20 protein-coding genes and 1 pseudogene are annotated in these 25,960 nt (G+C 57.7%); 11 read left to right on the plus strand and 10 right to left on the minus strand.

The genetic code is table 11. The features are described from left to right. The first annotated feature begins 224 nt into the window (after positions 1 to 224). From H6G62_RS19225 to H6G62_RS19235, 3 genes are read left to right on the plus strand one after another with little or no spacing between them, the layout of a single operon-like run. Positions 225 to 2,498: a M23 family peptidase gene (locus tag H6G62_RS19225; RefSeq protein WP_190498127.1), complete on the plus strand. Its 2,274-nt coding sequence runs from the start codon at positions 225 to 227 to the stop codon at positions 2,496 to 2,498. 4 nt (positions 2,499 to 2,502) lie between these two features. After that, on the plus strand, positions 2,503 to 2,868 hold the full coding sequence (locus H6G62_RS19230; protein WP_190498129.1) for a hypothetical protein: 366 nt from the start codon (positions 2,503 to 2,505) through the stop codon (positions 2,866 to 2,868). Positions 2,869 to 2,872: 4 nt separating this feature from the next. After that, positions 2,873 to 3,556: a hypothetical protein gene (locus H6G62_RS19235; protein WP_190498131.1), complete on the plus strand. Its 684-nt coding sequence runs from the start codon at positions 2,873 to 2,875 to the stop codon at positions 3,554 to 3,556. A gap of 40 nt (positions 3,557 to 3,596) precedes the next feature. Here the strand turns inward: H6G62_RS19235 and H6G62_RS19240 are convergent, their stop codons facing one another. Further along, the gene (locus tag H6G62_RS19240; RefSeq protein WP_190498133.1) at positions 3,597 to 4,664 is read right to left on the minus strand and encodes a DUF5895 domain-containing protein; all 1,068 of its coding nucleotides are present in this window, start codon (positions 4,662 to 4,664) and stop codon (positions 3,597 to 3,599) included. A gap of 72 nt (positions 4,665 to 4,736) precedes the next feature. Between H6G62_RS19240 and H6G62_RS19245 the strand changes: the two genes are divergently transcribed. Beyond that, complete coding sequence (locus H6G62_RS19245; RefSeq protein ID WP_190498134.1) at positions 4,737 to 6,527, plus strand: type IV secretion system DNA-binding domain-containing protein; 1,791 nt, start codon at positions 4,737 to 4,739, stop codon at positions 6,525 to 6,527. A 9-nt stretch (positions 6,528 to 6,536) separates the two neighbouring features. Here H6G62_RS19245 and H6G62_RS19250 read toward each other — a convergent pair whose 3' ends face one another. From H6G62_RS19250 to H6G62_RS19260, 3 genes are read right to left on the minus strand one after another with little or no spacing between them, the layout of a single operon-like run. After that, positions 6,537 to 7,199, minus strand: a complete 663-nt coding sequence (locus H6G62_RS19250; RefSeq protein WP_190498136.1) for an N-6 DNA methylase — start codon at positions 7,197 to 7,199, stop codon at positions 6,537 to 6,539. Further along, positions 7,159 to 8,019: a hypothetical protein gene (locus H6G62_RS19255; RefSeq protein WP_190498138.1), complete on the minus strand. Its 861-nt coding sequence runs from the start codon at positions 8,017 to 8,019 to the stop codon at positions 7,159 to 7,161. Before H6G62_RS19255 ends, H6G62_RS19250 begins: the two co-directional genes overlap by 41 nt. A 25-nt stretch (positions 8,020 to 8,044) precedes the next feature. After that, positions 8,045 to 8,698 (minus strand): hypothetical protein, encoded by a 654-nt coding sequence (locus tag H6G62_RS19260; RefSeq protein ID WP_190498140.1) that lies wholly within the window; start codon positions 8,696 to 8,698, stop codon positions 8,045 to 8,047. 105 nt (positions 8,699 to 8,803) lie between these two features. On the opposite strand from H6G62_RS19260, the gene H6G62_RS19265 reads away from it, so the two are divergent. Together H6G62_RS19265 and H6G62_RS19270 are read left to right on the plus strand one after the other, a co-directional pair. Continuing rightward, a complete protein-coding gene (locus H6G62_RS19265) occupies positions 8,804 to 9,427 on the plus strand; it encodes a heme-binding protein (protein ID WP_190498142.1) in 624 nt (207 codons plus the stop codon). A gap of 3 nt (positions 9,428 to 9,430) precedes the next feature. Continuing rightward, positions 9,431 to 9,880, plus strand: coding sequence for a YaiI/YqxD family protein (locus H6G62_RS19270; RefSeq protein ID WP_190498144.1), 450 nt, complete (start codon positions 9,431 to 9,433; stop codon positions 9,878 to 9,880). A gap of 254 nt (positions 9,881 to 10,134) precedes the next feature. On the opposite strand, the gene H6G62_RS19275 is transcribed toward H6G62_RS19270, so the two are convergent. The 6 genes from H6G62_RS19275 to H6G62_RS19300 form a co-directional block, all read right to left on the minus strand. After that, positions 10,135 to 12,741, minus strand: a complete 2,607-nt coding sequence (locus H6G62_RS19275; protein ID WP_190498146.1) for a DEAD/DEAH box helicase — start codon at positions 12,739 to 12,741, stop codon at positions 10,135 to 10,137. A 13-nt stretch (positions 12,742 to 12,754) separates the two neighbouring features. Then, a complete protein-coding gene (holA, locus tag H6G62_RS19280) occupies positions 12,755 to 13,729 on the minus strand; it encodes a DNA polymerase III subunit delta (protein ID WP_190498148.1) in 975 nt (324 codons plus the stop codon). A gap of 118 nt (positions 13,730 to 13,847) precedes the next feature. Continuing rightward, complete coding sequence (locus H6G62_RS19285; protein ID WP_190498150.1) at positions 13,848 to 14,414, minus strand: SLOG family protein; 567 nt, start codon at positions 14,412 to 14,414, stop codon at positions 13,848 to 13,850. Positions 14,415 to 14,551: 137 nt separating this feature from the next. After that, positions 14,552 to 15,973, minus strand: coding sequence for a DNA polymerase III subunit gamma/tau (gene dnaX / locus H6G62_RS19290; protein ID WP_190498152.1), 1,422 nt, complete (start codon positions 15,971 to 15,973; stop codon positions 14,552 to 14,554). A 73-nt stretch (positions 15,974 to 16,046) separates the two neighbouring features. Then, complete coding sequence (locus H6G62_RS19295; protein ID WP_190498154.1) at positions 16,047 to 17,540, minus strand: hypothetical protein; 1,494 nt, start codon at positions 17,538 to 17,540, stop codon at positions 16,047 to 16,049. A 49-nt stretch (positions 17,541 to 17,589) separates the two neighbouring features. Beyond that, complete coding sequence (locus H6G62_RS19300) at positions 17,590 to 18,951, minus strand: AAA family ATPase (RefSeq protein ID WP_190498156.1); 1,362 nt, start codon at positions 18,949 to 18,951, stop codon at positions 17,590 to 17,592. An 85-nt stretch (positions 18,952 to 19,036) separates the two neighbouring features. On the opposite strand from H6G62_RS19300, the gene H6G62_RS19305 reads away from it, so the two are divergent. From H6G62_RS19305 to H6G62_RS19325, 5 genes and pseudogenes are all read left to right on the plus strand, one after another. Next, a complete protein-coding gene (locus H6G62_RS19305) occupies positions 19,037 to 20,728 on the plus strand; it encodes a hypothetical protein (RefSeq protein ID WP_190498158.1) in 1,692 nt (563 codons plus the stop codon). 238 nt (positions 20,729 to 20,966) lie between these two features. Further along, a complete protein-coding gene (locus H6G62_RS19310) occupies positions 20,967 to 21,437 on the plus strand; it encodes a hypothetical protein (RefSeq protein WP_199325121.1) in 471 nt (156 codons plus the stop codon). A gap of 71 nt (positions 21,438 to 21,508) precedes the next feature. Then, a complete protein-coding gene (locus H6G62_RS19315; protein WP_190498163.1) occupies positions 21,509 to 24,787 on the plus strand; it encodes a hypothetical protein in 3,279 nt (1,092 codons plus the stop codon). A gap of 82 nt (positions 24,788 to 24,869) precedes the next feature. Continuing rightward, positions 24,870 to 25,730 (plus strand): hypothetical protein, encoded by an 861-nt coding sequence (locus tag H6G62_RS19320; protein WP_190498164.1) that lies wholly within the window; start codon positions 24,870 to 24,872, stop codon positions 25,728 to 25,730. 42 nt (positions 25,731 to 25,772) lie between these two features. Beyond that, positions 25,773 to 25,960: pseudogene (locus H6G62_RS19325) on the plus strand (hypothetical protein); the annotation flags it as partial.

Raw genomic sequence — 25,960 nt, forward strand, 5'->3', positions numbered from 1 at the left:
GTTCTGATTTAGGACGGGTTCAGCCTTCTGAGGATGAATGGCCACCCTCGCCGCTGCCTCAGCCTCAAGGGGTGGTCAATGCGGAGTCTGGCCCATCCGCCTCCGGCCAACCTCCAACCCGACGACAACGACCGCGCACCTATGGCGACGACCCACTGATGCTCTGACGTTGACGCTTTTGTTAATGACCCATGTTTTTGAAGTGTTTGTCATGGCTGATGGCCATGCTGGTTTGGCTTATGGTCAGTCCCCAGCCTGCCTTAGCCAATGTGGTTCCAACCACTGAATTTTCTGTACTCCCTGACCAAGCGGTCGTCGTGCCCGACTTGGATCAGTTCTCATTCTCAGATTTGCCCGCCTTCGGTGAAAGTGGAGGGTTTCGAGAGGGGCCGTACCAGCGCACCTGGCGCAGCGGCCAAACCATTGACCAGGTGCTGACCTTCAGCGACATTCAAGACCTGACCCCTGGTAACTTGACCCTAGATGACATCAGCGCTGTCCTAGGCCAAGACCTAGGTGCGCGTTCTATCCAAGACTTTCCTTTGCTTGGCAATCAGTCCATCAACGACCTGATGGCGGCCATTCCGACCCTGGGCGGCTTTGACCTTGATGCGTTACCCCCGATTGCGGCGCTCGTTGATGCGGAGCTAGGGGACCGAGTGCGTCAGGGCCATACTTTATTTAATGCCGTTCAGCGTTGGCCTGAGTTGGGCGAGTTGGTGTTGGGTGAGATTGACCTCAGCGCCTTCAGTATCAACCAGATTCCAGGCATAGCCCAGACCGCTCTCGGTACCCTTAGTGGCTTTGAGCAGGCTACTTTGAATCAGGTGCCCGGACTCCGTGACCTACCCCTAGCAAGCTTTCCCAATCCGGTCGCAGTGGTCGGCAACATGACGATGCAGATCGACATGATCTGGGGGCCACGGGAAGGGGATCGGCCCCGCACGATTTCTGGCTCTGACTCACAAGGATTTGCAGTGCCCTGCAACATCGACCGCACGGATTGTGCTTCGATTGAACTTCAGGCGCTGGGGTCTGGAACGGATCCCCTCGACGGCATCCATTGGGTATCGGGCAAGTACCAAGCGGTTGAAGGGGGTAGTGGCACGCTGCAGTTCGTCAATGGCGGCAGGGAACCGACGGGTCGCCATCCCTTTGGCCCTGCCTTTAAGCAGGTGATTTGGGAGCCGGAAGAACGGGACGATACGGTGACCAGCGCCCTCTTCTTTCGAGCCTGTGGGTGGGGCGGCTGTACGCCCTACATCATTGGCCCCTTCCCATTTTTGACCTACCGCATCAATGACCCCATCTTTGTGGGGCTACTCGACAGCGATACCCCCTCTGCCACGCCCTCCCAGCGGACAGGCGCAACCAGGGGTGGCCCCATGCCTGGGCCTGGGAATACTGGGTTTGGTGGTGCTGGGGGACTCGGGCGCTTCAGTCCAGACTGTATTGAGTTGCCAGACGGAGCCGACCCAGCGGAGTTCACCTCCAACCGAAACGTCGCGGGCATTGATGTGGGCACCTTGGCGAGCGCCATTGCGAGTATTGAATCCCAGGGCAGCGGGGGCTATTTTGCCGTCGGGCCTCATGTTTGTGCCGATGGAGGCCGCAATTGTGGTCGGGGTCTGGGCAAGTTTCAGTTCATGAGCTACAACGACCAGGCCTCTCAACTCATTGCCGCTCGGCCAGGGGGAACAGCCTTCTTGTCCCGCGTGGGGGGTGGCCATCGCCCGAACTCCGATGAACTGATGCGCTACTTTCCCCCGGAGGATCAGAATCGTGCCTTTGAAGGGTTTTTAGCCAACAACCTTCGACAGGCGTCTGGTCAGATTGACCCCACCACAGGCCGACCCTTTGAAGGGGGCCGCCTGGTGGAGCGTGCCGCCCAAATGCACTTTGGTGGGCCAGGGGTGGCGATTGATGGCGGTGGGTCAGATGCCTTTGGCCGTTTGAGCGTGCGCGCCTACGGTGAAAATGCCCGCCAGGTCTATGAACAGGGTGGCGGGTCTGTCGGAGGACTCAATCTCTGTCCTTCTGAAACTAAATCCGCTGGAGTAGAGCCAGTGGGCAATCCACCCGAGGCCGGGGACATCAATGGGGTCATTCACCGCTCCATGATGGAGCTGGGCCAGTTCAGTTCTAGAGCTGGCCCGGATGGCGGCAATCTGGCCTGTGCGTGGGCCGTGAACCGCGTGTTGGAGAATGCGGGAATCGCGAGCCTTGGGGGCGATGCGCCGAACTGGGTTCCAGCGGTCGAAGCAGACCTCCAGAACAACCGAGGGAGGCCGATTGACCGTTCCCAGGGGCAAGCGGGCGACATTGTGATTTCAGGGGGCCAAGAACATATCGGGATTTGTTTGAACGATGGCTGTACGCAGGTGCGCTCAAACTCATCGAGCCGTGCGGCCTTTACCTGGGATTCGGATACCGACTTTGGCGGGTTCTATGGCTCTGGCCCAAGCCGCATTTATCGAGTCACTGAAGCAAGAGGTTAAAACGATGCTGGTTTTCCAAAGACTTCGCAAGTTCACGGTTTTGGCTATTTTAGGACTGGCGTTAGCGCTGGGTATGGCGATTTACATGCCAAGCCACGCTGAGTCAACGGCTGAAATCGAAGCCGCTGTGATCGAGGTGGTGAGTGAGGGGCTTCGTGCAGACCTGACCCCAGAAATCAGGAGCATCAACGTATCGGGCGACTATGCCTTAGCCACCTGGACCGTTGGGCACATGGGTGGCCAAACCCTGCTGCAACAGTCGGATGACGGATGGGTCGTGGTCCAAAACGGGGGTGGTGCGATGAATGCCGCTGTCCTAGAGCAGTTGGGTGTTCCTAGTGCGGATATGCCTGGACTGCTGGGGGAATAGCACCATGGTCTCAAAACAGGATTTAGTTCAAGGCTTTCATAACCTGCGCTCCCTCACCTGGGACGACTGGCGACGGGCGGCAGCGGGGGAGGGGCCGACCCTAGAATCCGTTGAAGCTGAGTTGCCGGGGCCACCCAAATGGTTGCGTCGAGCCGCCAATCGGTTTCGGATCGGGTTTGCCCTAGCGGTCTTGCTCAGCATGGCCCTGATGTCGGTGGGATGTAGCGCTCAGGCCCATGTGGGGGACTGGCAACCCGTGTCTCGTGTGCTGCCGGATGTGGTGATTCAAGACCTGATTGAGGCTGAAACCAGCCTAACGGGAACTGAGGCCGATGCGCTCACGGAGACCATGGTGGGCTGGTCGATACCTGGAGATGAGGGGCGGCTGGTCTTGGTGGATTATCGAAGCGACCGATTGTGCGGTGCGTCCGGTTGTTTGTACAGCGGCCTCTGGCTGGCTGGCGATGCGTTGCAGGGGGAAGGGGTTGTGTTCTCTGCCCACTTAAGGGATGACCTACCCCCTGGTACGCCCTTGATTCAGCCCGTGGCCGATGGCGTGGCCCGACCCTTGCCCTGCCTTTTAGCCAGTCAGGTGGAGGGCAACCAAGTGGTCGAGCATATCGCCTGTCTGCGGGGAGGCCAATATCAACCGACCCGCAATCGTCGTTTGCCCTTGGCGGCGAGTTGACCCCACACCCCGTCTAGCTTAGGTGGGGCAAGGATGGGGTTTAGTAGTCGTCGTCGTCCTCGTCCTCGTCTGGGTCTTCGTCAACGATGGCATCGACTTCAATGGCCTCGTCTTCATCGTCTTCAGGCTCGAACTCATCCTCCTCGTCGTCCCCATCCAGGTCAAGGTCGTCTGGGCTCGCCGAGGCAACACCACTGGGCAAGGTGTGTCCCGTTTGGGCGGGCGGTAGGGCCATGGCCGTCGGGGCCGATTCCACAAAGCCTGCCACTTCGGTATGCAGCCCCCAGACCAAGGCTTTACCTTGGGGTGTGCCGAGGAAGACCTCAAATAACGTGTCTGCGGTTGGCACAAACTCAATCATCGCCTTGCAGCAGAGGGACTTGTTCTTGCCCTTCCCTTGCTTTTCGGGGGTGAAGGCCACCGGCACAACGACGAGGGAGCGCCATTGGTCGGATTTGCCGCTGTAGGGCAGATTGACCAGCTCCGCAAACGCCTTTTCGACCTTGCGGTAGTAGTCGTCGCAGGTGCTAATAAAGCTCCAAAGGGCAACGTTCTTGAACCGGATGACGATGGGCGTGGTGTGCAGCGGCTGATCCGCATCGTCTAGGAACACGACGGCGTGCTCAGAGACGACTTCCATCAGGGCTTTGTCGAGGTGGATTTGGTGGGTGTCATAGGGTCCAACTAGGGTGTGGGCCAAGGTTTCGTCCCCACCTCGTTCGGTGAGCTGATCCGCGTCTTTGTAACGGATGTAGGGCGGCACCTTAGCCAGCACCACCAGTCGGCATTCGCTTAGGAACAGGCCAATGACCGTGTTCTCGCCAATGATGATTTCATCCAGTTCGTCCGGCGGGTTCAGCCAGCCCGCCGATTCCAGTTGGTCAACGGGAATCAGGATACCGGCTGGGTTGTCGTTGACGATGATGCCGTAGGGCAGCCGGGGCCGTCGGGTCTCGTTGAATTCAGGGTTGAGGAGTTCCGGGTCTACGGTGATGTCGGCCTTGGGCTTGCGGCTCCGGGTTCGGGTGGCTTCCGGTTGGGTGCTCGCTTTGGATTTACGGGTTTGGGTTTGGGTCGTGCGCTGGGATGTCGGGGTTCGAGGGGCCATAGGTCAAAAAAACTTGAGAAACGTCAATCGCTCCTAAAAGGCGATAGCCGCTAGTCAGCAAAGGAAAAGGCTATGTTTGGAATCGACATCAGTGGGCTGATTGAGCAGTACAACAATCCCCAGGGCTACCTGATGCTGGGAGCGTTTGGGGTTTTGGTCGTGATGATGATTGTGCTTAAAGACGATAGGGGCACCATCACCACAGGCCGAACCGTCCGCACTGCTGACAAACTGTCGGCCAATGCCAAGGCACTGAAGCAACTGCGGCTGCCGCTAGACTATCAGCCTCCCACCCTGAAGAATGCCAAGGCTAAAAACAAGGCTCAGAAGTCTCCGTCTGAACGTCCCCAGCGGCCCCGAGACGAGGTCACGCTGTGGGCAGGGAAGCCTCCTCAATTTTGGTGGTCAGGACGTTGGCGTAAGTTTGGATCTCGTATCCAAACCTTGATGGGCTCTCCCCCCGCGCTGTGGTTGCCCGATGCCCAGCGCAGCGTTCTGGTGCTGGGCAGTCCAGGGTCAGGGAAGACGGCCAGTGCCATCGACCCGATGATTGAGTCCGCCTTGGCCCAGGGCATTCCCGTCTTGCTCTACGACAAGAAGGGCGACCAGATGCGGCTCCATGCCCCGCTGGCGGCTCGCTACGGCTATGACGTGCATGTGCTGGCTCCAGGCCAGCCGTACAGCGGCATTTTCAATCCGGTCGAGTTTTTGAAAGATTCGACGGATGCGGTAATGGCGGGGGAATTGGGGGCGGTCATTGTCCGCAATGCTCAATCGGCTCAGGGGGGTGGCCGCAGTGATGAGTTTTTTAGTAAGGCCGGGGAACAGCTCGGGAAGGCGCTCATCCAGTTGGCCCGCTCCACGCCCTACCCGGATATGGGCATGGTCTATGCCCTGTTGCAGCTCCCGGACTTTGTGTATCGCATCGACCAGGCGGTTCAGCAAGGACAGATCGACCCTTGGGTCGCGGCGAGTTTTAATCAGCTTCTGGCCTCAAAGGACGCCGAGAAGACGGTGTCCAGCATTATGACAACAACGGCGGCCACCTTCAGCAGCTTTATCCAAAAAGACCTGCTGCCCAACTTTATGGGTCAATCCACGATTCCGGCTCGAATCGAAGGCAAGCAGATGATCATCTTCAAGCTGGATGATGAGCGCCGCAGTATCGTGGGGCCGTTGCTGGCCGCTGCGATTCACCTGTGCGTGGTGAAAAACTTAGCCACCCCTCGCCAAGACCCCATCTTCATTGCCCTCGACGAACTTCCTTCCATTCGCCTCGACCGACTACCCAACTGGATCAACGAATATCGCTCCAATGGCGGAGCCTTTGCCCTAGGCATTCAGTCCCTCAACCAGTTGTATGACACCTATGGCGATAAGCGGGGTCAGGCGATTGCGTCAGCTTGTGCAACCCATCTGCTCTTTTATCCCGGCGACACCCAGACCGCCGAGAGCTACAGCAAACGCTTTGGTGAGAAAGACTTTATTCATAAGCAAAAATCGACAGGCCGCACGATGGCAGGGCGGATGAGCCGCAACATCAACTACAGCGAAAGCCTTCAGAAGATGCCGCTGTTCACCCCAGACGAGATTCTGCGATTTCGCACGGGTGAATGCGTCCTGGCCAGTCCGGGCTACGGCTCTGGCCAAGAAACCAATGTGCCCTACAAGCTGCGGGTGCCGATGCCCAAGAGCGAGTTTAAGCGGATTAAGCAGAACATGGCGCTGTGGGACGAGTATCTGTGCCCTTACCTGACCCGTCAGGCGGCCAAGGTCAGTGAAGACCAGGTGTATGCCGCGCTTCAGGAACGCATCGCCTATGCCAATGAACTTCTGCCGCCGCCACCCTCTGAAGATGAATGAGTGAGTCTGCTATGCCTGGGATAAGGCATGAGCAGCTTGGCAGAAGTCCCGAAATCCTTCAGCAATCTCGTCAAAGTCGGACTCTGGCATCGGCTTGCCTCGGCTATTGAAACCACAGTGTTGGATCATGGCCATAAAGATGTTGTAGTCATCTGTCGAAGGTTCCTGACGCTTCTGGAATACGACGATGCTGGTGATGATGCCTGTCTTGCATTCGGCTTGCCACACCTCTTTAGGGAGTTGGATGCTGGCCCAAAGCTGGGCCTGGTTCATCAACCAGTGCCGAGCCGCTGAACTGTCGTGGTCGGCCAGAATGCCGTTGGGCACCAGGGCCACCATCACCTCACCGGGTGCGAGCTGGCGGAGGGCTAGTTCTAGGAACATGGTTTCAAGCTGGGTGGAAGCCTTGACCCGGCTGGTTCGCTGCCACTCTGACTTGAGGCGGGAATCAGCGTCAGCACCCACCTTCGGTCTGCGCCAGTGGTGCCCTAGTTCGTAGGTCTGAGCGACCTGGTGCTGAATCGCCTGCTTTCCAAAAGGCGGGTTGAGGATAGCCAAGGTTTTCAAAGACAAGGTGGGAACGGGGCGGCGCTGATCACATTCAGCAAACAATGTGAGCCAGTCAGTAGGTTCAGAAGAGACGGAGTTGGGCTGGGTTAGGGTCTGAGTCATGGGGTTCAGGTTTTTGCGTGGACTTGCGGGGTTTGGGTGGTGGGGCCAGGGCAGGCCAAGGTTCAGGTTGCGCCCGATGCCCGACGATGACGGTGCCTTGACGCTCAAGGGCATCGCCCCAGACCAATTGGCCGCCCAGCCCTGGAATGGGTAAGGCAAAGTCTGGGGCATAGAGCATGAAGTTGGCCAGGGCGACCTCTAGCAACGGTCGGTCTCGCTCCCAGCCCACTAAGGCCCGTGCATAATTCGAGGCTTCTAGGGCTAGTCGGCCTGTGCCCAGGCAGGGGTCAAAGAGTCGCATGGGCGTTGGGCTGTGCTCCACCTGGTGGCCCAGTTCGGCCATCAGTGCCGCAACAGGTTGCAGGGTGGGATAGAAGCGAGTGTGCCGCTGGCCATACTGGCTATGGGCCAAGAGGTGGCCGAAATAGTCACTCGGAAACCGAATCAGTTGGCTGAGGTCGAACTCGTTCTCCAGCCTCTTTCGCCGCGTTCCTGCCATGCGGGTCTCCATCGTGGGACGTTGAGTTTGGTAAGGATGGCCCAGGCTAAATAACATCCACTTGGCCAGATAGCTCACCTCCCGCATTCCGGGTTTCTGGCTTTCACCACCAACGGCTCTGAAGCAGGCTTTGAGCATGGTCAAGGTTTTATCAAATCCGGTGTCTCCCGGCTTGAGGAAGGGAAGGGGTTCGGGTTGGGCCAGGGTGTTGAGGGTGAGGTGGGGCTGAGTTTTGGTGCTGTGCCACAGCTCGTAACGCCCTTGGTAGGTCGCATCGAGCCGCAGCAGTTCCGGCAGCAGCCAGCCATGGGTGTAGGTCATGGATTTGGTTGGGTATGGGGTCAAGTCAAAGGGCAATTTCAGGGATTGAGCGGATGTCGAGGAGGGCGAGGAGTTCGGGGTCTTCTTTGGGCGCGGGCACTGGGTCGCCGTTGACCAACTGCTGAATAATCCGGGCTTGGGTCTGGCGGTGTTGCTGATGATTCCAACGAATGACCAGCGATTGAGGCCGTTGGGTAAAGCTGAGCGCAATGACCACCAACTTGAGCTGGTTGAGGTTTAGCCTTTCGGTTCGATGGAAATGCTCAGCCGCGACCCAGAGCTTGACGGCGTCGGCCCAGCAAGGCCAGGGTCGGCGTACTGACCAGTCAATCAGCTTGGGAAGCCCACGCTGGTAGCCGAGGTTGACGGTGGCATCCATCCAACGTTCTGCCCCATCAACGGTGAGGGGAGCCTGAAGGGACTGATTGAGGCGCAGGTGCCGCTGGGGCGTCGTCAAGGCGGCGGGCATCAAGGTTTGAATTTGGTGGATGAGATGCTGAAGGTCAGGCTGGGTTTGGAGCATCGGCTGATAGTCCAAGCCCAGTTGGGCCTGTTGGATGATGGTGAGCAGTCGGCGCTGTTGTTCGGCGGCCATCACCTGGGTCGCTAAGCTACGGCGTGGGTGGTCGGGTCGATACCCGCTGGGTGGGCAGAGGTCTTGAATGGAAGGCCACGTCATAGAACAGGTTTGGAATGCAGAGCCTCCGCCATTCCCGACAGGGAAGCTCAGGCCCGTCTACGGATGGGAGACCGCTAGACTAGGGGAAGTGAATCGGGGTCAACCATGAAGCTAAGTCAGGGACTATTGGTGCTGGGGGTGGTTGTCATGGGCGTTACGGTGTTGGCCCTGGGGGCCTATCGTGCCGCCTCCGCGCCCCTGCCAGAGGGCTTTCCTGTCCCTAGTTCAGAGGGACAGGTTGAGATTAAGCATTACCCCCCCTACCGAGCGGCCACCGTCCAGATGACGGGGGATTTGGCCTATGCCCCCTCCCGTGGTTTCTCTCCCCTATTTCGCCACATCAGTAGCAACGACATTTCCATGACCGCCCCGGTCGAAACCCGTTACCCTGTCGCCACCTTGGAAGGGCAGACGACCCAAGGGGAAGCAGCGGTTTCCTTCCTCTACCGCAACCTCGATATCGTCCCTAGGGAGGTTGCCGAGAACATTGTGATAGAAGACATTCCAGCGATGACCGTGGTGAGTATGGGCACCCGGGGGCGCTACGATATGGCCAGCTACAGCGCCAGTCTTCAACAACTTCAGGCCTGGTTAGCGGCTCATCCAGAGTATGAAGTCATCGGTCAACCTCGGCGCTTCTTCTACGATGGCCCCTTCCTACCCGACCTGATGAAGCGGAGCGATGTCCAGATTCCCGTTCAGATCCTCAACAGAACAACAGGCGGCTAGGTAATGGAGATATGGGTTGACGCAGATGCTTGCCCCAACGTGATTAAGGAGATTCTGTTTCGAGCCGCTAAACGAGTTGAAATCAAAACCACCTTGGTGGCCAACCAGGAGCTACAAATTCCAGGTTCTCCCTACCTTGACTTTGTGCAGGTACGTGCTGGCCTAGACATTGCCGATAACTACATTGTGAAACATCTCCAGGCCGGGGATTTAGTTATCACTGCCGATATCCCCCTAGCCGCAGAAGCCATCGAGAAGGGAGCCTATGCCCTCAATCCTAGGGGTGAATTCTATGACCAGGGCAATATTCGAGAACGATTGTCGATGCGAAATTTCCTCAATGACCTACGCAGTGCGGGCGTAGACACGGGTGGCCCACCGCCCTTTAACCAGCGAGTCACCGGAGCCTTTGCCAACCAGCTAGATCGGTTCTTGACCAAACATTGTCGCTAGTGGTGGCTACGGTGAGTCCTATTAATCATCATCTCGACGACCGACTGTGCTAGGTCGATAGCCGTTCTGTCAGACTAGAGGTTTTTGCTATGAGAGAAGAATACGACTTTTCACAATCTGTGCCTAATCCTTATGCTAAAAAGCTCCAATTGAAGTGGTTTCAGCACAGGTTTTTGGCCATAGGTAGAAGGATTCTCCGCATATCAAAATCCCCCAGCCATAACTGACCAGGGGACTTTGAGGGATGCGGGTCGCTATTTGTGGCAGGCCGCTTTCAGCACAAACAAACCCATTTGCTTCAGCAGGGCGTTGTTGTGGTCAGGGCAATGCCACTGGGATAGACATTTGGGACAGCCTGCAACACAATCACACCCCTCGATGAGGGTGATGGCTTTGGGCACCAACTGTTTCCAATAGCGCAGGATGGACTCCGTTGCGCCGTTGCCGCCATCGCTGACATCAAACCAGGCCCCGGACGATGACCCCAAGCTGGCGTCCCGGCAGAGGAATTCAAGATCCTGCTGGCTGTGCAGGACGACTAACGGTAGGGCCAGCATGAGTTGATGGCCGAGGCTATGGATGGCAATCAGGTCGCTGGGATGTTCCCAGAGTGCGCCATAGTGCTCCCGCTGGGGATGATCCTGGAACTGCATCTTCAGGCTCCGGGCATAGTCTTCGAGGTAGCCACGGGCGACGGTGTCGAAGGTTGCGCTGAGGATCGGGCTATCAAAGTGGGAGGTGTACTTCTTGGGATCCAGGGATTGGGTGTCGAGCACGTCGATGACGGTGCCCATTCGGGCCGACTTGCCGCAGCTCGGACAATGGGGGTTGTCGTTTAGGGGCTTTTTGAATCGTCCACATTTATCGTTTAGGCAGGTCGGTTCATAGCGCTTACTCAAGATTTGGTAGTCGGTGATGATTTGACTGACTTGGCCAAAGCTGAGGGTAAGGGTGAGGCGACCGGATTGGCGGCCATCGCTGAAGTGGAGGGGTACCTCAACGGGGTCGGTGATGGGCTGAGTGGGCACCAAGTCTCGTTGGCCGAGGGGCTGGGTGGAGATTTCGGTGTTGGAGAAGGGGTGCAGGGTGGCTTGGCCCTGGTCAAACTGGATCACCTTATAGCTGCCCATCACGCCTTCGTCATCCTGACGCTGGTAGATGGCTCCTTCATGAACTTCCCGGTGGGCCAGGGGTAGGGTCATGGTTTCGACGGTTTGGCCAGAGTCCGCCTCCACCAACTGCACCTGCTCATTGGAAATGGAGCCACGAAAGTTGACGTTGCCGTGGGGGTAGCCCTTGGCGTAGAGTCCGCCATCGCGCCGTTGAAGCAGTTCACCTTGGGTGAGCAACATCCGGGCAATGGGTAGGGCGGCCTTGCCAAAATAAGGTTCCACCTCAGCCAACTTAAACCCAGCCTCCTTGGCGGCGCACAGCAGATGCTTCGCCACCATGACAGGATAATCCGGGTTGAAATGTACCGCCTCAGATGGCCCCAGCAATTCCGTTTCCTGGCTGTAGTGGATATCCAAGAGGCTATGGCCCATGGGAATGAGAACGGCCAGACCTTCCTGCTGACGGCCTGCCCGCCCAATCCGCTGGGCAAAGCTCATGAGGTTGCCGGGGAAGCCACGCAAGATGCAGCAATCGAGTTGGGGCAAGTCGATTCCAGCTTCTAGGGCCTCGGTGGCGACAATCCAACGCACATCACCGGAGGATAGACGCGCAATGATGTCCCGACGGCGGACTTCGTCGAGGGAACCATAGAAGCTGGCCACCTGTTGGGCGAGGTGGGGTTGGCCCTGGTGGGCGGCCTTGTCGGCCAGCAGTTTGGTGATGGCTTTGGTGGCTGAGCGAGAGCCACAGAAGGTAATGCCCTGCTTTCCAGCCCGGATCAACTGAAGCATTAGGTGGGTGGTGTCCTCGTTGATGTTGCGGCTGGGGTTAGCCACAATCAACCGTTTCTCAGGAGATCTGGCCCCGCTCTTATGAAGCCAGGTCAGGCGTGTATTTTTGCTGCCGTCAGGGTTCGTGGCAGGGCGACTGATGAGGCGTCCGGCTAGGTCACGGGGGTTGCCGACCGTTGCCGAGAGGCCAATGAACTGGAGCTGGTCAGCGTTTCCCCCACACTTATCGACCACCATCTTCAGCCGTCGAATTAGCCAACAGAGGTTCGCGCCAAACACGCCTTGGTAGGCATGAAGTTCATCGACGACGACGTAGCGGAGCTGGGCCATAAACTGCTGCCAGGGGTTCGACCAATAGACCCGCCGCAGCTCGTGATGAAGCAGATCCGGGGTGATGGCCAGGATGTGGGGTTCCTCGGCCAAAATGGCGTCACGGGCATCGCCACCCTGGATGTCGCCCGTAATCTTGGCAATCGCTAGACCCGCATCGGGCATCCCCGCCTGGAGTGCCAAGAGTTTGGCTTCCTGGTCACTGGCGAGGGCTTTGAGACCATAGAGGGACAGGCATCGGTGGCCTGCTTTCAGGGCACCTTCAATGATGGGGACATAGGCCGCCATCGTCTTGCCCGCTGCGGTCGGTGGCGTCATCACGACGTCCTTGCCCCGTTGGATGGCCTGATAGGCTTTGACCTGGTGGCTGTAAAGGTGGTGAATACCTAGATGGGCCAACGCCTGCCTGAGCGATTGAGGCACTGACTTAGGAATGGGTTGTAGGTCAGGGGCTTGACCGGGAAGGGTGGTCTCCCACTGAGTCATGGCATCTAGGATGGCATCGACGTCGATGGGCTCTGGGGCCGCTGTGGGCCATGGTGTCTGGGGTGGTTGGGCTTGGTTTTGGTCGGACATCTCAGCCCAGGTTTTCGTTAAGATATCGGCAAACGTGTTGCGGGTGGCCATGGGTTTCTCCTAATTAATTGACCTTTGGATTGCTGTGACTCGCCATTTTCATCAATTCAAGGCCGATGGCTCTACGGGTGAGGCCCGTCTTGAGGCCGACGGATAACGCCTGAAGGCTGACAACGGTTTCAGCCAGACGGCGAATCGAGACCTTCGCAACGTCCTGACGCAGGTAATAGAGTCGTTTGGGATTGCCTAGCGTCGCGAACTGAGCGATGTCGGCCTCCGTCGTCAGATGCTTCGATTTCAAGGCCGCTTTCACCTTAAACCAGGTGCGAAACTGACTGAGGGCGGTGTGGATGATCACGCCGGGATGAACCGTTTCTAGCGCCTTGAACAGGGCCGCAACGTGACCAGGTTGGCCTTGGCGCATCGCGTCAACGAGCTGCAAGGCGGTTTGGGTTTGGTTGGGCACCAGAGCTTTTGCCTGGGCCAAGGTAACGGGCTGGGGGCAAAGGGTGAGTTTGGTAAGTTCTGAGGCCATCCGTTGTCGGTCATTGCCAATTGCTTCAGCGAGATAGCTTAAGACGCCACTACCCAGTTGTACCCCGGAGTCCTGGGCTTGGGCCTTGACGGTGGCTTTGATGCCCGCCTCATCCCAGGGGCTGAGGGCAGTGTAGGTATAGAGGGTGCCGTGTTGGGCCAAGAACTTGGCCACCTTGGTGCGTTTGTCCAGTTTGTCCAGGCACAGCACCAGATGAGTGGTGGGGATCATGCCTTCAACCCAGGCTAGACCGTCAAAGTGCTGAGCACTGAGGCTGCAATCGGTGACGATGACGAGCTTCGTGTCGCCGACCATCGGCGGGCTACAGGCCGTGGGATAGACTTGGCGTCTGAGGAGTTGGTTCAGGGCATCGGCATTGAGGGTAGCGGCCTCAAAGGTTTGAACATTGAGGCTGCGCCAAGCGGGGTCAAGCGGGGTCTTGAGTTGTTCTAGATGCGTTTGAATGGCGTAAGTATCATCACCCACCAGGAGGGTTAAGGGCATCGGCGAGACCTGCAATAAAGGGCATGAAGAAAACCGCCATCCGTTTGGGTTCCGGTCACGCAGACGGATGGCGGCGAGTCATCGTGGACTATGGCGTCCCAGCGATAGCTGGGCTGTCTTAGAACTTGAGCCTAAAGGCGTCCCAGCAGTGGGTGACTGGGATGTGCCGTTGATGGGCATAGGCCAAGCAGTGTTGACTGCCCCCCGGCCTAGCCGGATTGCACAGAGCGAGGAGTTGATGGCTGTGGTTCACTATCCATTCGTTTCTGGCCTGCATGGCCTTGAGGGAGTAGCCGCCTGGGCTGACCACCTTGACGTGGTGCGCCCTGGCCAGAATCTTGCGATAGAGCCGTTGACTGGGATCTGGCCATCGAGCGTCTTGGCCTTGGAAAGGAACCGCTGCGACCAGGGGAATATTGAGCTTAATGGCGGCAATGGCCACCGCCTGATCCCAGCCTAGGGCCATGCCTGAGATGACTTGCTCAGGCTTCAGTTCCATGAGCCAGTCCATCGCGAACTGGGTCAAATGGACTCGAAACGGTTTGGAGTAACAGCGAGGTTTGGGCACGAGTTTGTGGGGACGGTGACCTGTGACACCGAGAACCAGTCCGTCCGTTGGGGGTGATCGTTTAGCTATCATTGCGGTTCCCCCTGCCGCATCGGGTCGTTCAAGGGTGAGCATCATGGGTAGGATGGTTGGGTTTGCATGGGCCGAAAGCGGGACGTTCTATTGGGTTAGCGCGTCCCGCAGGTCGATTCACCCCTGTTCTGCGACAGCAGAAATTGGATGTCAGTCCGGTGGGTCAGGACTCAACCTGACCTCTACCCGGTGACTCCAGCCAGCTCCACGTCGTGGTCAGGGTCAACTTCTGTGAAGACCAGGGTCAGCTGGATGGACTGGCCCATGGCCGTTTCGAGGATGCCCTGCACTTTGTTTTTGTGCTTGGTCAGGGTGGCCTTCTTAGCTGAGTCAACGACGAGGGTGGCGACCCCTCGTGCCAGGTCGATGTGAGACAACTGGCAGTAGTCTTGGAGCAGCGCCTTGGCTTTGGGTTGGGCGGTGTCTAGCACCCGGCTCCAGGCTTGCGCTAAGGAGGGTTCAGCATCCGGTGTGGGGCGAGTTGTTGGGCGGACAGGCTGACGCGACGACTGGGCGGGCTGGGGCATCAACTTGAGTAGGGTGGCCTCCAACCAGGGCTGGGGCGTGGGGCTAAAGCGAAGCTGTCGTTCGGCCCCCTCTAGGATGTCTAGGGCTTGATAGATGTGGCTGACGTCCGTGTTTTGGGCCAGGGGCTGAAGCTGTTGTTTCGTGAGCAGGCTGGTGAGGAGGTGGTTTTGGCCAGGGGCTTCGAGGAGCAACAGCAGGTCGTGGTAGACCTCCAGAAGGGCCAGGTGAAGGGCTTCCGGGGTGTGGCCCGTTTCAATCAGCTCTCGACTGCCCTGCATCAGATCCACCACATTACGGGTCTGGGCAGCGGTGACGAGGGCTTTGAGTTCCCCAGGGCCGACCTGACCCACCATGCGGTAGATGTCTTGCGCTGTGACCTGGGTTTCGCTATCCAGGAGTGCGGCTTTAGCCACCAGCTGTAGCGCATCCCGCAACCCGCCTTTGCAGAGCCGTGCGATAGCCGTAATAGCCGAGTCTCCGACCTGGATGGCCTCCGCCGCTACGATCTCGGCCAGGTAGCGTTTGATGACGCTCTGGGCGATGGGTCGAAACTCAAAGCTGAGGCAGCGGCTGTTGATGGTGGGCAGTACCTTATGGGGTTCGGTGGTGGCCAGCACAAAGACGACCCGCGCCGGGGGTTCCTCAATTAGCTTCAGCAGGGCATTCTGGGCTTGGGATGTCAGCATGTGGGCCTCGTCAATGATGACGACCCGGTAGCGGCATTGGGCGGCGGCCAGTTGGCAGGTCTTGACCAGTTCCCGCGCATCCTCCACCCCGCCATGGCTGGCTGCATCAATTTCTGTGACGTCTAAGGCAGAACCGTTCACGATACCTTTGCAGGTTGAGCAGGTACCGCAGGGGGTGGCGGTGGGGCCATCGTGGCTGAGGCAGTTGAGGGACTTGGCGAGGATGCGAGCGGTGGAGGTTTTGCCCGTGCCCCGTGGCCCGCAGAACAGGTAGGCGGGTGCAATCTGATGGCGCTGGATGGCCTGGGTCAGGCAAGTCTGAACGGCGGGTTGACCGACCAGGTCAGTGAGGGTCTGGGGTCGATATTTGAGGTGTAAGGGTTGGCTCATGGGTTTAGGGGATAAAGGGCATGAAAAAGGCGCAAGCCTGAGACTTACGCCGGGGTGTGCGACCTTGAAGGGGTTAGGTGGATGGAGCGGATTGACGGACTTGGACGGGCATCATGTAGCCCACAATCGTGAGGCCGTCTATCGCTGAAGCCACAGGGGCGAGCTTAATCAGACTTTCGCTGCTGCCAAATTCCAGCAGGAGTTGGTCGCCAGTGGCGGAACGGGCCAAGTTGATGAGCAGATCTAGGTTCAGAGATGTCTCAAACTCAGGGTCTGGCATATCCAGCGAAGCCTGAACCGCTTGGGTGCCGGAGACTTCATTCCCGTCCATCGAAATGTGGATACTGGCGCTGCCCAAGGCCAGCTTCGCCACGGGTGTTTTGCTATCCATGGCCTTAATGACCTTGGCCTGCTGAAGTAACGCATTCCGTTCGACCAAGGCGGAGGTGCCGTAGGTAAAGGACTCAATCACCTGCTGTAGGTCGGGATAGGCATCCGCAAGGCACTGTCCGGTCAGGGTGACCTGGGCCTGGTCGGTTTGGATATGAAACTGGGCTTTGGGTGCTTCGCCCGTGTCCAGTTGAACCTGAACGTCGCTTTCTTTAGACGCCAGGGCCAGTAGCTTGATCAAGGCTTTGACCGTATCGAGGGGGAGACAACACTCCACTGGCCCTGGCTCGGTGGTTTGGCGTCGGCGTCGCCCCAGCTCCTGCGCCTCAAGGGTGGCGATGGTAATCTGATGTCCGTCGGTGGCCTGACAGATCAGGGTGTTGGCCTCGAAGGTCAGCCGAACCGCATGGAGGATGGCCTTATCCTTTGGCCCCGCTGACCCGACAACGGTCTGCAAGGCGAGTTTCAGGGTCTCCGCAGGGAGGCTATGCTGAAACTGAGGGTTGGTGAGGTCATCAACCCGAAAGTCATCCGCCAACAGATGGATGGGGGTCGTTGAGATGACCCCGGAGCCATTGCTAAGCTGGATTTTAGTCGCCCCTTCCAGGGTAGATCCGACCAAAGCGAGGCGTTCTGAGGGCGGAATAGCCTTGATCACCTGAACCAGTTGAGTGGGCAGTAGGCCAAGGCCGGGATGCAATGTTTCACAGCCGACCGTGGCCGTAATTGTGTAACTGGTGTCTGCTGCTGTGATCCGACAGGCGTCTGGAAGCACCTCAATTTTGAGATAGCCCAGCATGGGATGGGTTGGGTTGGTGGGAACCGCTGGCTCGACGATGGCCAGTAGGTTGCTCAGACAGGTTTGGGTGGTCTCCACCGAGAACACCACCGCCGATGGTTCCGCTTTCTGGGCAGGTTGCTGAGTTGTTTTCGTTGGGCTGGCCTTAGCTTTTGTCTTGCGCACCTCCGTTTGAGCCGTTTTAGTTGAACTGGCCTCCGCCTGGTCTGTGTTGGCCTGACGGGTTTTGGTTTGACTGGTCTGTGTTGGACTGGCCTTCGTTTTTGCCTTGCGAGCTTCTGTCTGATCTGTTTGAGCCTGGTTGGCCTTGGCTTTCGCCTTGGGTTGGCCCGACTCAGGGGTGGCTTTAGGTTTGAGTTGACTGGTTTTTGTGGGCATGGCGTAGCAGCGTAGGAATGCTCACCCCCCAAGCGATAGCGGTGGCCCGTTAGAGGACAAAGTACCCGTTTTGAGCGGCCCGACTCAGGCCGACGTACCAGAGTCGGTTGTAAAATCTGGCTCGGCTCAAGGGAGACTCATCGCCTGCATAACGGCACGCATCAAGGTCTTTACCGTCCACCCCACAGTGCTGGTACGTGCCACCTTGACTGTAGTGTACGGTGAGGGCGTAGCAGGGTTTGAGGTTCGGGAACTTCTCTAGGTGGTCATAGTAGCGCCGCCACAGGAATCGATTGCGGAGGGCGGCGGCCTTCAGGTCTTGGCACTCCTCATCAAACCGGGCCTGGTCGCTGTGGTGGAGCGCATAAATTTCCCTTGGACGCCGCTCCCCTTCGACCAGCACCTTGAGCTTCCAGACCGCGTAGCCGTCCAGGTGCGTCTCTTCCGCTTCGACCACATCCATTTCCATGGCGGTGTGCACCAAGGTCTCATTGCCATCTGGGGAATTGACGCCTCGGTCTTTGGCCAGTAGTCGTTCTCCAGGGACGTACTGAGGAGCATCGGGGCCAAGTACCTCTCGGCGGATGGCGCGGTTGTACTGATCCACCGTGGCATTGCGGAAGGCTACGATCCTGAAGTGGTCAGGGTTTTCTTTAATTTGGCTGATGTTGGCCAGGGCAGCTCGCACCAAGGCTTTGCGGGAGACTCGCATGGGCGTACCGTCTGCGTTGGTCGCCTTTGGGTTGGGCCTAAACCATGGGTAGTTGGACTTCTTGGCCGTGACGGCCCGACGGGCTGAAACGACGACATCCATCAGCGGCCCTTCGGCCTGACGGATAGGTTGGGTCAGACGGACTTGAGGGATTTCAGACTTAAAGAAGGGGCTGAGGCCTTCCCCGACCGGGTAAAGCTGAGCGGGGTCGCCGGTGCCCAAGAATCGGGTCTGGCTCAGATGGGGCTGCATGAAGTTCCACACGGCCTGGTTGATCATCGAGCCTTCATCGGCCATCACCAGGTCGTACCAGCCCATCGTGGGTGAGTCAACGGGCTTGAGCTCTTTGCCATTCTCTCCGGCATTTAACCGTAGCCCTAGCAGACTCTGGATCGTGCAGAAATGAACCCGATGGCTGATGCCGTACTGCCGCGCCGAGCGCTGGAGGATGGTCAGGGCTTTATGGGTCGGCGTGGCACAGACGACCCGCAGACCCATGTCCACCGCCGCCGCAATCAGAGCCATGTTGAGGTAACTCTTGCCGCTGCCTGCCGCCCCAATCCCTAAGAGTTGGGAGTCTGGGGTACTGGGCTGGACGCTCAGTAGCTTTGCCCCCTGGGCCAAATAGGCGGCCTGTTGTTCGTTCTGGGGCACAACCGAGCGAAAATCAAACCGTTCCTGGGCTATCTCTGTATTCATCACAAAAATCTAGAAACATCCCAAATTTGGGCGATAGCCCTCCCTATTTGTTTGGACTTAGGATGGATCCCAGTACGCTTTCGTCATGATGCCGGTGGATCTAAGTCATTTCTACCGATGGGTAGAGGTTGTCTTAGATTCGGTTGTCAAGAATAGAGCCAAGCACGATATAAAACCTATGGCTTTAGGACAACCTTTAGGTCAGTTAAACCAAAATCAAGGTGGGGGTAGTAAATACCTGCGGCCAGAAGTAAAAGCAGACCGCGATGTCATCAACCACATTTGGGCCAGCATCAACGACTTGCATGACCGGGCTACGGCAGGTCAGGTCAGTATCAGCAACCTCGATGACTTTGCCGATTGTTTAGGGCAGGACTACGGGGTATGTGCTGAGATTGTCGGTAAGGGCAACAACTTTCGATTTAGTCAAGTTGGGTCTAGTAAGATTTCAACCGGAGCCCATTTATCCCGACATATTGAGAAGATGACTGGGGAGGCAGAAAATGCTATTCCATCCATTACGGGCAACTATATCTGTGAGCAGTTTGGCTTAGCATTGGCTCGTCGTTCTAGTGTTGAACGTCAGGAACCATCTTCCCAACCATCGTCACCGAATCGCATTGCGCGTTCTCGTCAACCTCCCCAGCAAGGCGCTGAACGGCCACCGACCACCCTTGGCGATACGGATGGGTTTGACGACCTTTCCGACGACCTTTCCGACGATCTTTCCGGTGATGACGATGGCAGCGTTGGGGGCGATAGTTTCATCGAGGATGATCTGTTTCTCTCTGACAATGCTGTCGATGGAGAGCCACCACAATCCGCTCCTTTCCAACTGCGTTCACTGGATGTGGACTCAGAGGATGAGTCACTGGAGGGGAAACCGTTTGGTGAAACCTCGCCTAGACCGCAGACCTCATATCAGGCCCCTGCGGTTAGCGTCGAACCACCCCCGCCTCGTGTCGATCCGTCTGTACAACGTCCGTCCGATAGGGCATCTCCACCCCGCCATGACTGGGGGTTTAGACCGGAGCGAGACCCCGTTGAGTCTACGTTAGCCGATGCGGCGAATACGTTCTCCGGTCTTGCGAGCGGCGACACGGATGGCGTTACGGTGGTAGCCGACGCGGCTGAGGTTATCGCTGTGGCGGCAGCGGCTACGATGCTGGGGGTGGATGCGGTCAGGCAGATCCAGCAGAGTCGTGACCAGCGCCACTGGGAGCGATTAGTCGCCCTTGGTCAGAATATCCAAGCCACCGAGGAACGTAGCGATCAGATTGCTGAGCGGATCGTCAAGGCTGAGGAGGTGGTTGCCGCCAACCGTAATGGTCAAGGACAAGACCGGGCCTCTACCCAACCCCATCAGCTCGCTCAGGCTCCCAATGAAGCGGCGGCTAGGATGGAGACCCAGGTCAACGATATGGACGGTAGGGTTGCTGCTATGGGGCAGTCAGACCCCACCGCCAAGCGCCTGCGTGCGCCCAAACTGGAGGCGAATGCGCCCATCGGTAAACGGCTAGATGCCCTAGAAGCTTACTTGTCCAACATCAATCAGAAGTTGGACAGCATTGAAGCACGGCTAGAGAGTCTTGAACAAGATGCAGGTATTTCTACACCCGCTAAAGAGGTTATTGCTGAGCGCAATAGGGCTGCGGCTGTAAGCGATAGGAATGGTGCATCACAGCCTGCACCTAAGCAAGAATCTCCGTTGGGTCGATTTGTAGGGAACATTGTAGGCCAACGAAAGCCAAGGGTTCCGTCCCAATCTCAGGCTTGACTAACCGATTTTTAGACAGCGAAATAGGCTAATGATTCGTTAGCAGAAAGAAAGCAGCGATGTTTCATCGTTGGCAAGGTTTTTGTTCATTCATTGAGTTTGAATTGAGGCTAATAAAGACATGACCAGCAAATTTTCTAATTTCCAAGCTCAGCGTTCTCAACGACGTGTTGATAAAGCCAGGGTCTCTACCTTTGATTCGCTAAGCTTGGCTGGAATTGGGGTTGGCCTAGTTTATATGGCTGCCCGTCAACCTGTCTTCTTTTCGGTGTTGGGCGTGAGCAGTTTATTGTATCTGACGGCTTGGCAGATGCTTCAGATGACCCCTGTCCTAGAACGGTGGATGGGTCGCAGGATTAAGATTCAGCACGTTGTTGTGGCGATCAGCACCACGACGTTACTGGCTAGCGCCATCCAGCCCGCCCATGCCCTGTTTCTGAGTGGCCTTGAAGCATTCTTTGTTGATCTCGCCGCTCAGGCCCAGAGCGGTGGGGCCGGAGAAACCCTAGATGATAGCGTCATTGGCCTGGTATTCAACCTGATTCGAGGGGTGTTCCTGCTATTGGTGGCGGCGGCGGCGCTCTTTGCCTATAACCAGGCTCAGCAGGGGAATGATTGGCGACCCATTGTCACCCAAGTGGGGCTGGCGTTTGCCATTGTCATCGCCATTGACGTGGTGACATTTATCTTCATTGGGAATGCGGTCTAGCCAGGTCAATCGTTCATGGTTCTAAGGCTAGGTACTCCCTAGTCTTGGAGTCTTAAGATAATGAACTAATCATGACTAATCAGTTCATTCGCTACAACACAATTCTGGGCAAACAAGCCTCGATTGGGCCAGTGCCCGCCAATCAGTTAGTGCCTTGGATAGGAATCATTGTGGTTTCCTACGTTGTGATTCAAGGCTTTCTAGGGCTAGGGTTACCTGCCTTCTTTGCAACGTCCTTGGTGCTGATTGTGAGTTGGTGGTTGCTGACCGGAAAGCGGCCCTACAACTACATCAACCACTGGCGCAACCCACCGGGCAAGGATTGGTGTAATGGCCATAAGCGCTACATTGCGGTGCTGCCTCGAAACCGAACGGCTCAGGCCCAAAAGATGTATCAGGACAAGATCGCTCGACCTCGATTGAAGCCGCGTCAGATGAAGCGAGACCAAGGAGGTAAGTGGACATTTATGCCGTTTCAAAACTATCTCAACCTGTGCTGTTTGGCCGAAATCCACAAAGATGGACGCACCATCAGCGCTTACTTGTTAGAACTGGGCGCTCGTCAGTATCAATTTGTGTTTGGATTTACCCTCCAGGGTCTGCACGACATTTTGACCCAGGACGAGTTGATGGGAGCCGCCTTGGGCCTCGAAGAAGGCTTCAAATATTTGCCCACCGGTGAGCGTCTGACCTTCTGCATGGCTGGCCTGACCGACGACCATTCACGCCAGCGTCAGCTAGAAGATTTGGCCGATAATGCGTCCAATTCAGCGGTTTCGGTGCTGCTACGCAATGAACAAAACCGAGTTCGCGCCATGGCCGAATCGGGCCAGCGCCAGTGTTGGGAGCAACGGGTGTTTGTCACCTGGACGGCGAGTGCGGGGGACGTGAAGCAGACGGGCGACTGGTGGGACAAATGTGTGGGCGCGGTGCAGGGCTTGGTGGGTTCCGTGCTGGGCAACATTACGGGCAATACCCTGGCCTACAAAGAGCAGTACTACACTCGGCTTTTATTGGCGGCCTTCAACCAAGGGTTTTTGCCCTGGGAATCGGTACTTTGCACCAAGGCGGGCCTATTTTTGAAACCATGCAGCACCGATGACCTGTGGGATTGGCTGTGGCACCGCTTTAACGATACGCCTGCCCCACCCGTGCCCCAGGTGCTGTCGTTGCGGGAGACCGATACGGGGTACCACCTCAAAGAACGGGTTTCGACGGATAAGCATCCGGTCACCCTTCTGATTGAGGGTAGCCAAGGTCGTTCATCCTGCCCCAGCCATGGCGAGTTGACCGATAGCATTAAGCTCCCCGGCAAGGCTCGGCCCTACGTGGGCGTCATGGCGATGGAGGAACCCCCGGCGGGCTGGGCCAATGTGAGAGAGCAGTTGCGCTGGATGTGGAAATGCAGCAGTGCAGGCTTTGTCTACGACACTGAATTTTGGTGCGAGATCACCACCGCCAGCGACCTGTTGATTAAGGACAATTTGGCCAAACAAGCCAAGCAGGCCCGTAGTGCCTCCAACCGTTCTTTGCAAAAGGGTCAGGGCCGAGATGCGGGAGCGGAGGTAAAGCAACAAGAGAGCTATGAGGCTCAGTTGGAACTGTACCAGGGTGTCAAAGCGCTGCACGGTGCGCCGATGATGTTGGTCTATCGCAAGAGCCTCCGAGAGCTAGACCTGGCCTGTCAGATGTTAGCCAATGCCTTTGACTCGGCGGTAGTGATCCGAGAAAACCATGTGGCTTGGGAACTGTGGCTTCAGACGTTGCCGATTACCTGTTCTCGCCTGCTCCAGGATGGCAGCTTAGTGTCCGATGAACGCCGCTTGACCCCAACCACCCAGACCGTGGCGGGCCTGCTGCCGTTGACGGTGCCCAAGAGCTTAGACCGTCGGGGCGTCGAGTTGGTGACGGCACGGGGCGGCAAACCCTTACACATCGACCTGTTCACCCAGGCTAAGCGAGCCCTGATTACGGGCACCAGCGGTAGCGGTAAATCGGTCTTGGCCTGCCGCTTCTTAATCGACAGTCTGGCCCAGAACATTCCCGTCGTGGGGATGGACTTGTCCAGTGGGGGCGACAGCACCTTCAAGACCTTGATTGGGCTACTGGGTCGAGATGGGGCCTACATTGATATGAAGCGCTCCCACTCAAACCTGCTAGAGCCGCCCGACCTACGCCACTTCGATAAAGCCACCCGTCAGCAGCGGCTAGAGACCTGGAAAGAGATGGTGCTGTGGCCCCTCAACATCATCGTGATGGGCAAATTGGATGATCCGCCCCTGGCCCAGCGGGTAGAGGCGCTGCTGCGCTTAGCCCTGGAGAATTTCCTAGGCGATACCGACATCGTTGAACGCTACAACCAGGCCATCGCCGGGGGTTGGCAGTCCGAGGCATGGCAGACTATCCCGACCTTGAAAGACTTTAAGCGCTACTGCACCCGAGAACGCCTGAACCTAGTCAGCTTCGAGGATTTAGACCGCCGTGCCCTCAACCAGATCGTGACCCAGTTTGAGGCTTTGTTTGTCTCTGAGGTAGGTCGGGTGCTGAGTGAGCCTAGCAGCTTCAACCCCAATCCTGCCGTCAAGTTTTTTGCGCTGTCCGGTATGAATGCCGAGAGTGGTCAGGATGCCTACCTGATGGTCATCAATGCCCATGCGGCCTGTATCCGCACGGCCCTGGCCCATCCCCGCAGTTTGTTTGTAGGCGACGAACAATCGGTGCTGCTCAAGCGCGACGGCTTTGCTCAGATGGTGGGCGACCTCTGCGCGACGGGCCGCAAAGACGGCATCAGCGTTCTGCTGATTGCCCAAGACCCGGACGCCATCGCTGAATGTGCGACGTCGGCCCAAATTCTGCAAAACCTGAACTACAAGCTAACGGGCCGGATCACCAGCGCGGCGGTGGCCTCCTTTGAGCGACACCTGGCCTATCCAGCCGGGATTGTCTCAGCCAATGCGGGCGATAATGCCAAGCCTCGACCGACGGACTTGTCTACCTATTGGCTGCTGGAGCAGGAGGATCGGTTTTGGCCTTGCCGCTACTATCCCGGCGAAATGATGCTGGCCAGTGTGGCCAATGGGCAGAGCGAACAGGCGCTGAGAGCCTATGTCATGGCCCAATACCCGGACACCTTCATCGGTCGGCTCCAGGGTCTCGCAGACTTCACCCGGCGCTACATCCCGGCCCTCAAGGCTGGGGTTGACCTGATGACGTTGCTGCCGCCAGCGGTAGACGCTGGGGGTGTCTCGGCTCAGCAGGTAGAGCCTCAGGATAGCCCAACACAAGGGTTATCCAGGGTTCAGCGGGTTGAAGTATGCCGAGGCCCGTCTCAACCTGTGGTGTCTCGCTAGGCCCAAAGCCTGGATGGAGTGTATTTGTCGAGTTTGAGTTGAAAAGATGCGTTTGAAATGGTTTACGTTGGTTCTAAGTTCGATGGTTGCCGTCTTGGCGCTGGCCTCGTCGTCCGTCCAGGCCCAAGACGTTGACCCCCTTGAATCCGGTGCTGAAGCCTTGGTAGCGGATACCGCACCGGGCGGCCTGGGCAACGTCGTGAATGACACCATTGAATCGGTCTTTGGCGACTTCGGCGGCCTGGGCGACATTTTTGGCGGTATCGGTGACTTCATTGGCGGCTTGCCCAGGGTGGCGAGCGACGTCCTAGAAGACCTCCTCGGTGGCTTTGGCGTCCCTGATCTGCAAGCGGTGGATAGCGCCATTGAAGACAACAATCGTGCGGGCGGTGACGGGTCAGAGGCGGGTGCCCTGGCTCGGTCACTTGAATCTCCGGCGGGGGGCGATGCCGACACAGGCCGCTACAGCGTCGGTCGTGACCAATCCCATGAGGCTCAGCGAGCAACAGCGGTGGGACTGGCCCAAAGCTCGACCCTGAACGAATCGGCGCAACGTCAGATGGTCGCACAGGCTGAACAGGCTCAGCAATCTCTCGCAGGCTCCCAGGCTGCCGCTCAACGCTCGGCCCAAAGTGATGTGAGCCAGGACATTTTGAGGAACCTATCTGAACAATCCTCCCTAGCCGCAGAACTAGCCGCTCAACAGGTGGCCCAAGGTCAGCAAGCTCAGGTGGATCGGGCGATGGGAAACCTGCTAGCGGCTCAGCAAGCACGAGCCTTGGATCAGCAGACCATTCTGGCCCGTCGGGAGCGCATTGCCAGTGGCAACCGGGCCATTGAACAGATTGGCACGTTGATGATGCCCGGTGGATTCTCCCTCGGCACGACAGGGGCGGACTCAGAGGCGGACTCTGAAGGTAATCCAGCGATGCCTCAGCAGTAGTTGGTGTGAGTCCAGGTCAAGTTCAGTGTTTGGTGAGAAACCATGCTTTATCGTTTTGGGATGCCATCCAACGTAGGACACACCCTGCTTCAGCTAGGGGCCGAAGAGGGCGGTGACATTCTACGCTCCTCCATCGAACTGAGCCAGGGCACGATTGACTCGTGGAACCAGGCCTGGATTGAAGTCTTTGGCGGGGGCCAGACCGGACTGTGGACAGGGGTGGTGCGTCT

The organism is Phormidium sp. FACHB-1136 (genome assembly GCF_014697375.1).
Taxonomy (GTDB): Bacteria; Cyanobacteriota; Cyanobacteriia; order Phormidesmidales; family Phormidesmidaceae; genus Nodosilinea.

Excerpts from the sequence above, each read along its gene's own strand:
- H6G62_RS19320 (WP_190498164.1), top strand. The coding sequence starts at position 24,870 with ATGGTTGCCGTCTTGGCGCTGGCCTCGTCGTCCGTCCAGGCCCAAGAC.
- holA (WP_190498148.1), bottom strand. The coding sequence starts at position 13,729 with ATGCCCTTAACCCTCCTGGTGGGTGATGATACTTACGCCATTCAAACG.
- H6G62_RS19310 (WP_199325121.1), top strand. The coding sequence starts at position 20,967 with ATGGCTGCCCGTCAACCTGTCTTCTTTTCGGTGTTGGGCGTGAGCAGT.
- H6G62_RS19250 (WP_190498136.1), bottom strand. The coding sequence starts at position 7,199 with ATGACTCAGACCCTAACCCAGCCCAACTCCGTCTCTTCTGAACCTACT.
- H6G62_RS19230 (WP_190498129.1), top strand. The coding sequence starts at position 2,503 with ATGCTGGTTTTCCAAAGACTTCGCAAGTTCACGGTTTTGGCTATTTTA.
- H6G62_RS19305 (WP_190498158.1), top strand. The coding sequence starts at position 19,037 with ATGATGCCGGTGGATCTAAGTCATTTCTACCGATGGGTAGAGGTTGTC.
- H6G62_RS19260 (WP_190498140.1), bottom strand. The coding sequence starts at position 8,698 with ATGACGTGGCCTTCCATTCAAGACCTCTGCCCACCCAGCGGGTATCGA.
- H6G62_RS19285 (WP_190498150.1), bottom strand. The coding sequence starts at position 14,414 with ATGATGCTCACCCTTGAACGACCCGATGCGGCAGGGGGAACCGCAATG.
- H6G62_RS19240 (WP_190498133.1), bottom strand. The coding sequence starts at position 4,664 with ATGGCCCCTCGAACCCCGACATCCCAGCGCACGACCCAAACCCAAACC.
- H6G62_RS19255 (WP_190498138.1), bottom strand. The coding sequence starts at position 8,019 with ATGACCTACACCCATGGCTGGCTGCTGCCGGAACTGCTGCGGCTCGAT.
- H6G62_RS19245 (WP_190498134.1), top strand. The coding sequence starts at position 4,737 with ATGTTTGGAATCGACATCAGTGGGCTGATTGAGCAGTACAACAATCCC.
- H6G62_RS19300 (WP_190498156.1), bottom strand. The coding sequence starts at position 18,951 with ATGAATACAGAGATAGCCCAGGAACGGTTTGATTTTCGCTCGGTTGTG.
- H6G62_RS19315 (WP_190498163.1), top strand. The coding sequence starts at position 21,509 with ATGACTAATCAGTTCATTCGCTACAACACAATTCTGGGCAAACAAGCC.
- H6G62_RS19270 (WP_190498144.1), top strand. The coding sequence starts at position 9,431 with ATGGAGATATGGGTTGACGCAGATGCTTGCCCCAACGTGATTAAGGAG.
- H6G62_RS19235 (WP_190498131.1), top strand. The coding sequence starts at position 2,873 with ATGGTCTCAAAACAGGATTTAGTTCAAGGCTTTCATAACCTGCGCTCC.
- dnaX (WP_190498152.1), bottom strand. The coding sequence starts at position 15,973 with ATGAGCCAACCCTTACACCTCAAATATCGACCCCAGACCCTCACTGAC.
- H6G62_RS19275 (WP_190498146.1), bottom strand. The coding sequence starts at position 12,741 with ATGGCCACCCGCAACACGTTTGCCGATATCTTAACGAAAACCTGGGCT.
- H6G62_RS19295 (WP_190498154.1), bottom strand. The coding sequence starts at position 17,540 with ATGCCCACAAAAACCAGTCAACTCAAACCTAAAGCCACCCCTGAGTCG.
- H6G62_RS19225 (WP_190498127.1), top strand. The coding sequence starts at position 225 with ATGCTGGTTTGGCTTATGGTCAGTCCCCAGCCTGCCTTAGCCAATGTG.
- H6G62_RS19265 (WP_190498142.1), top strand. The coding sequence starts at position 8,804 with ATGAAGCTAAGTCAGGGACTATTGGTGCTGGGGGTGGTTGTCATGGGC.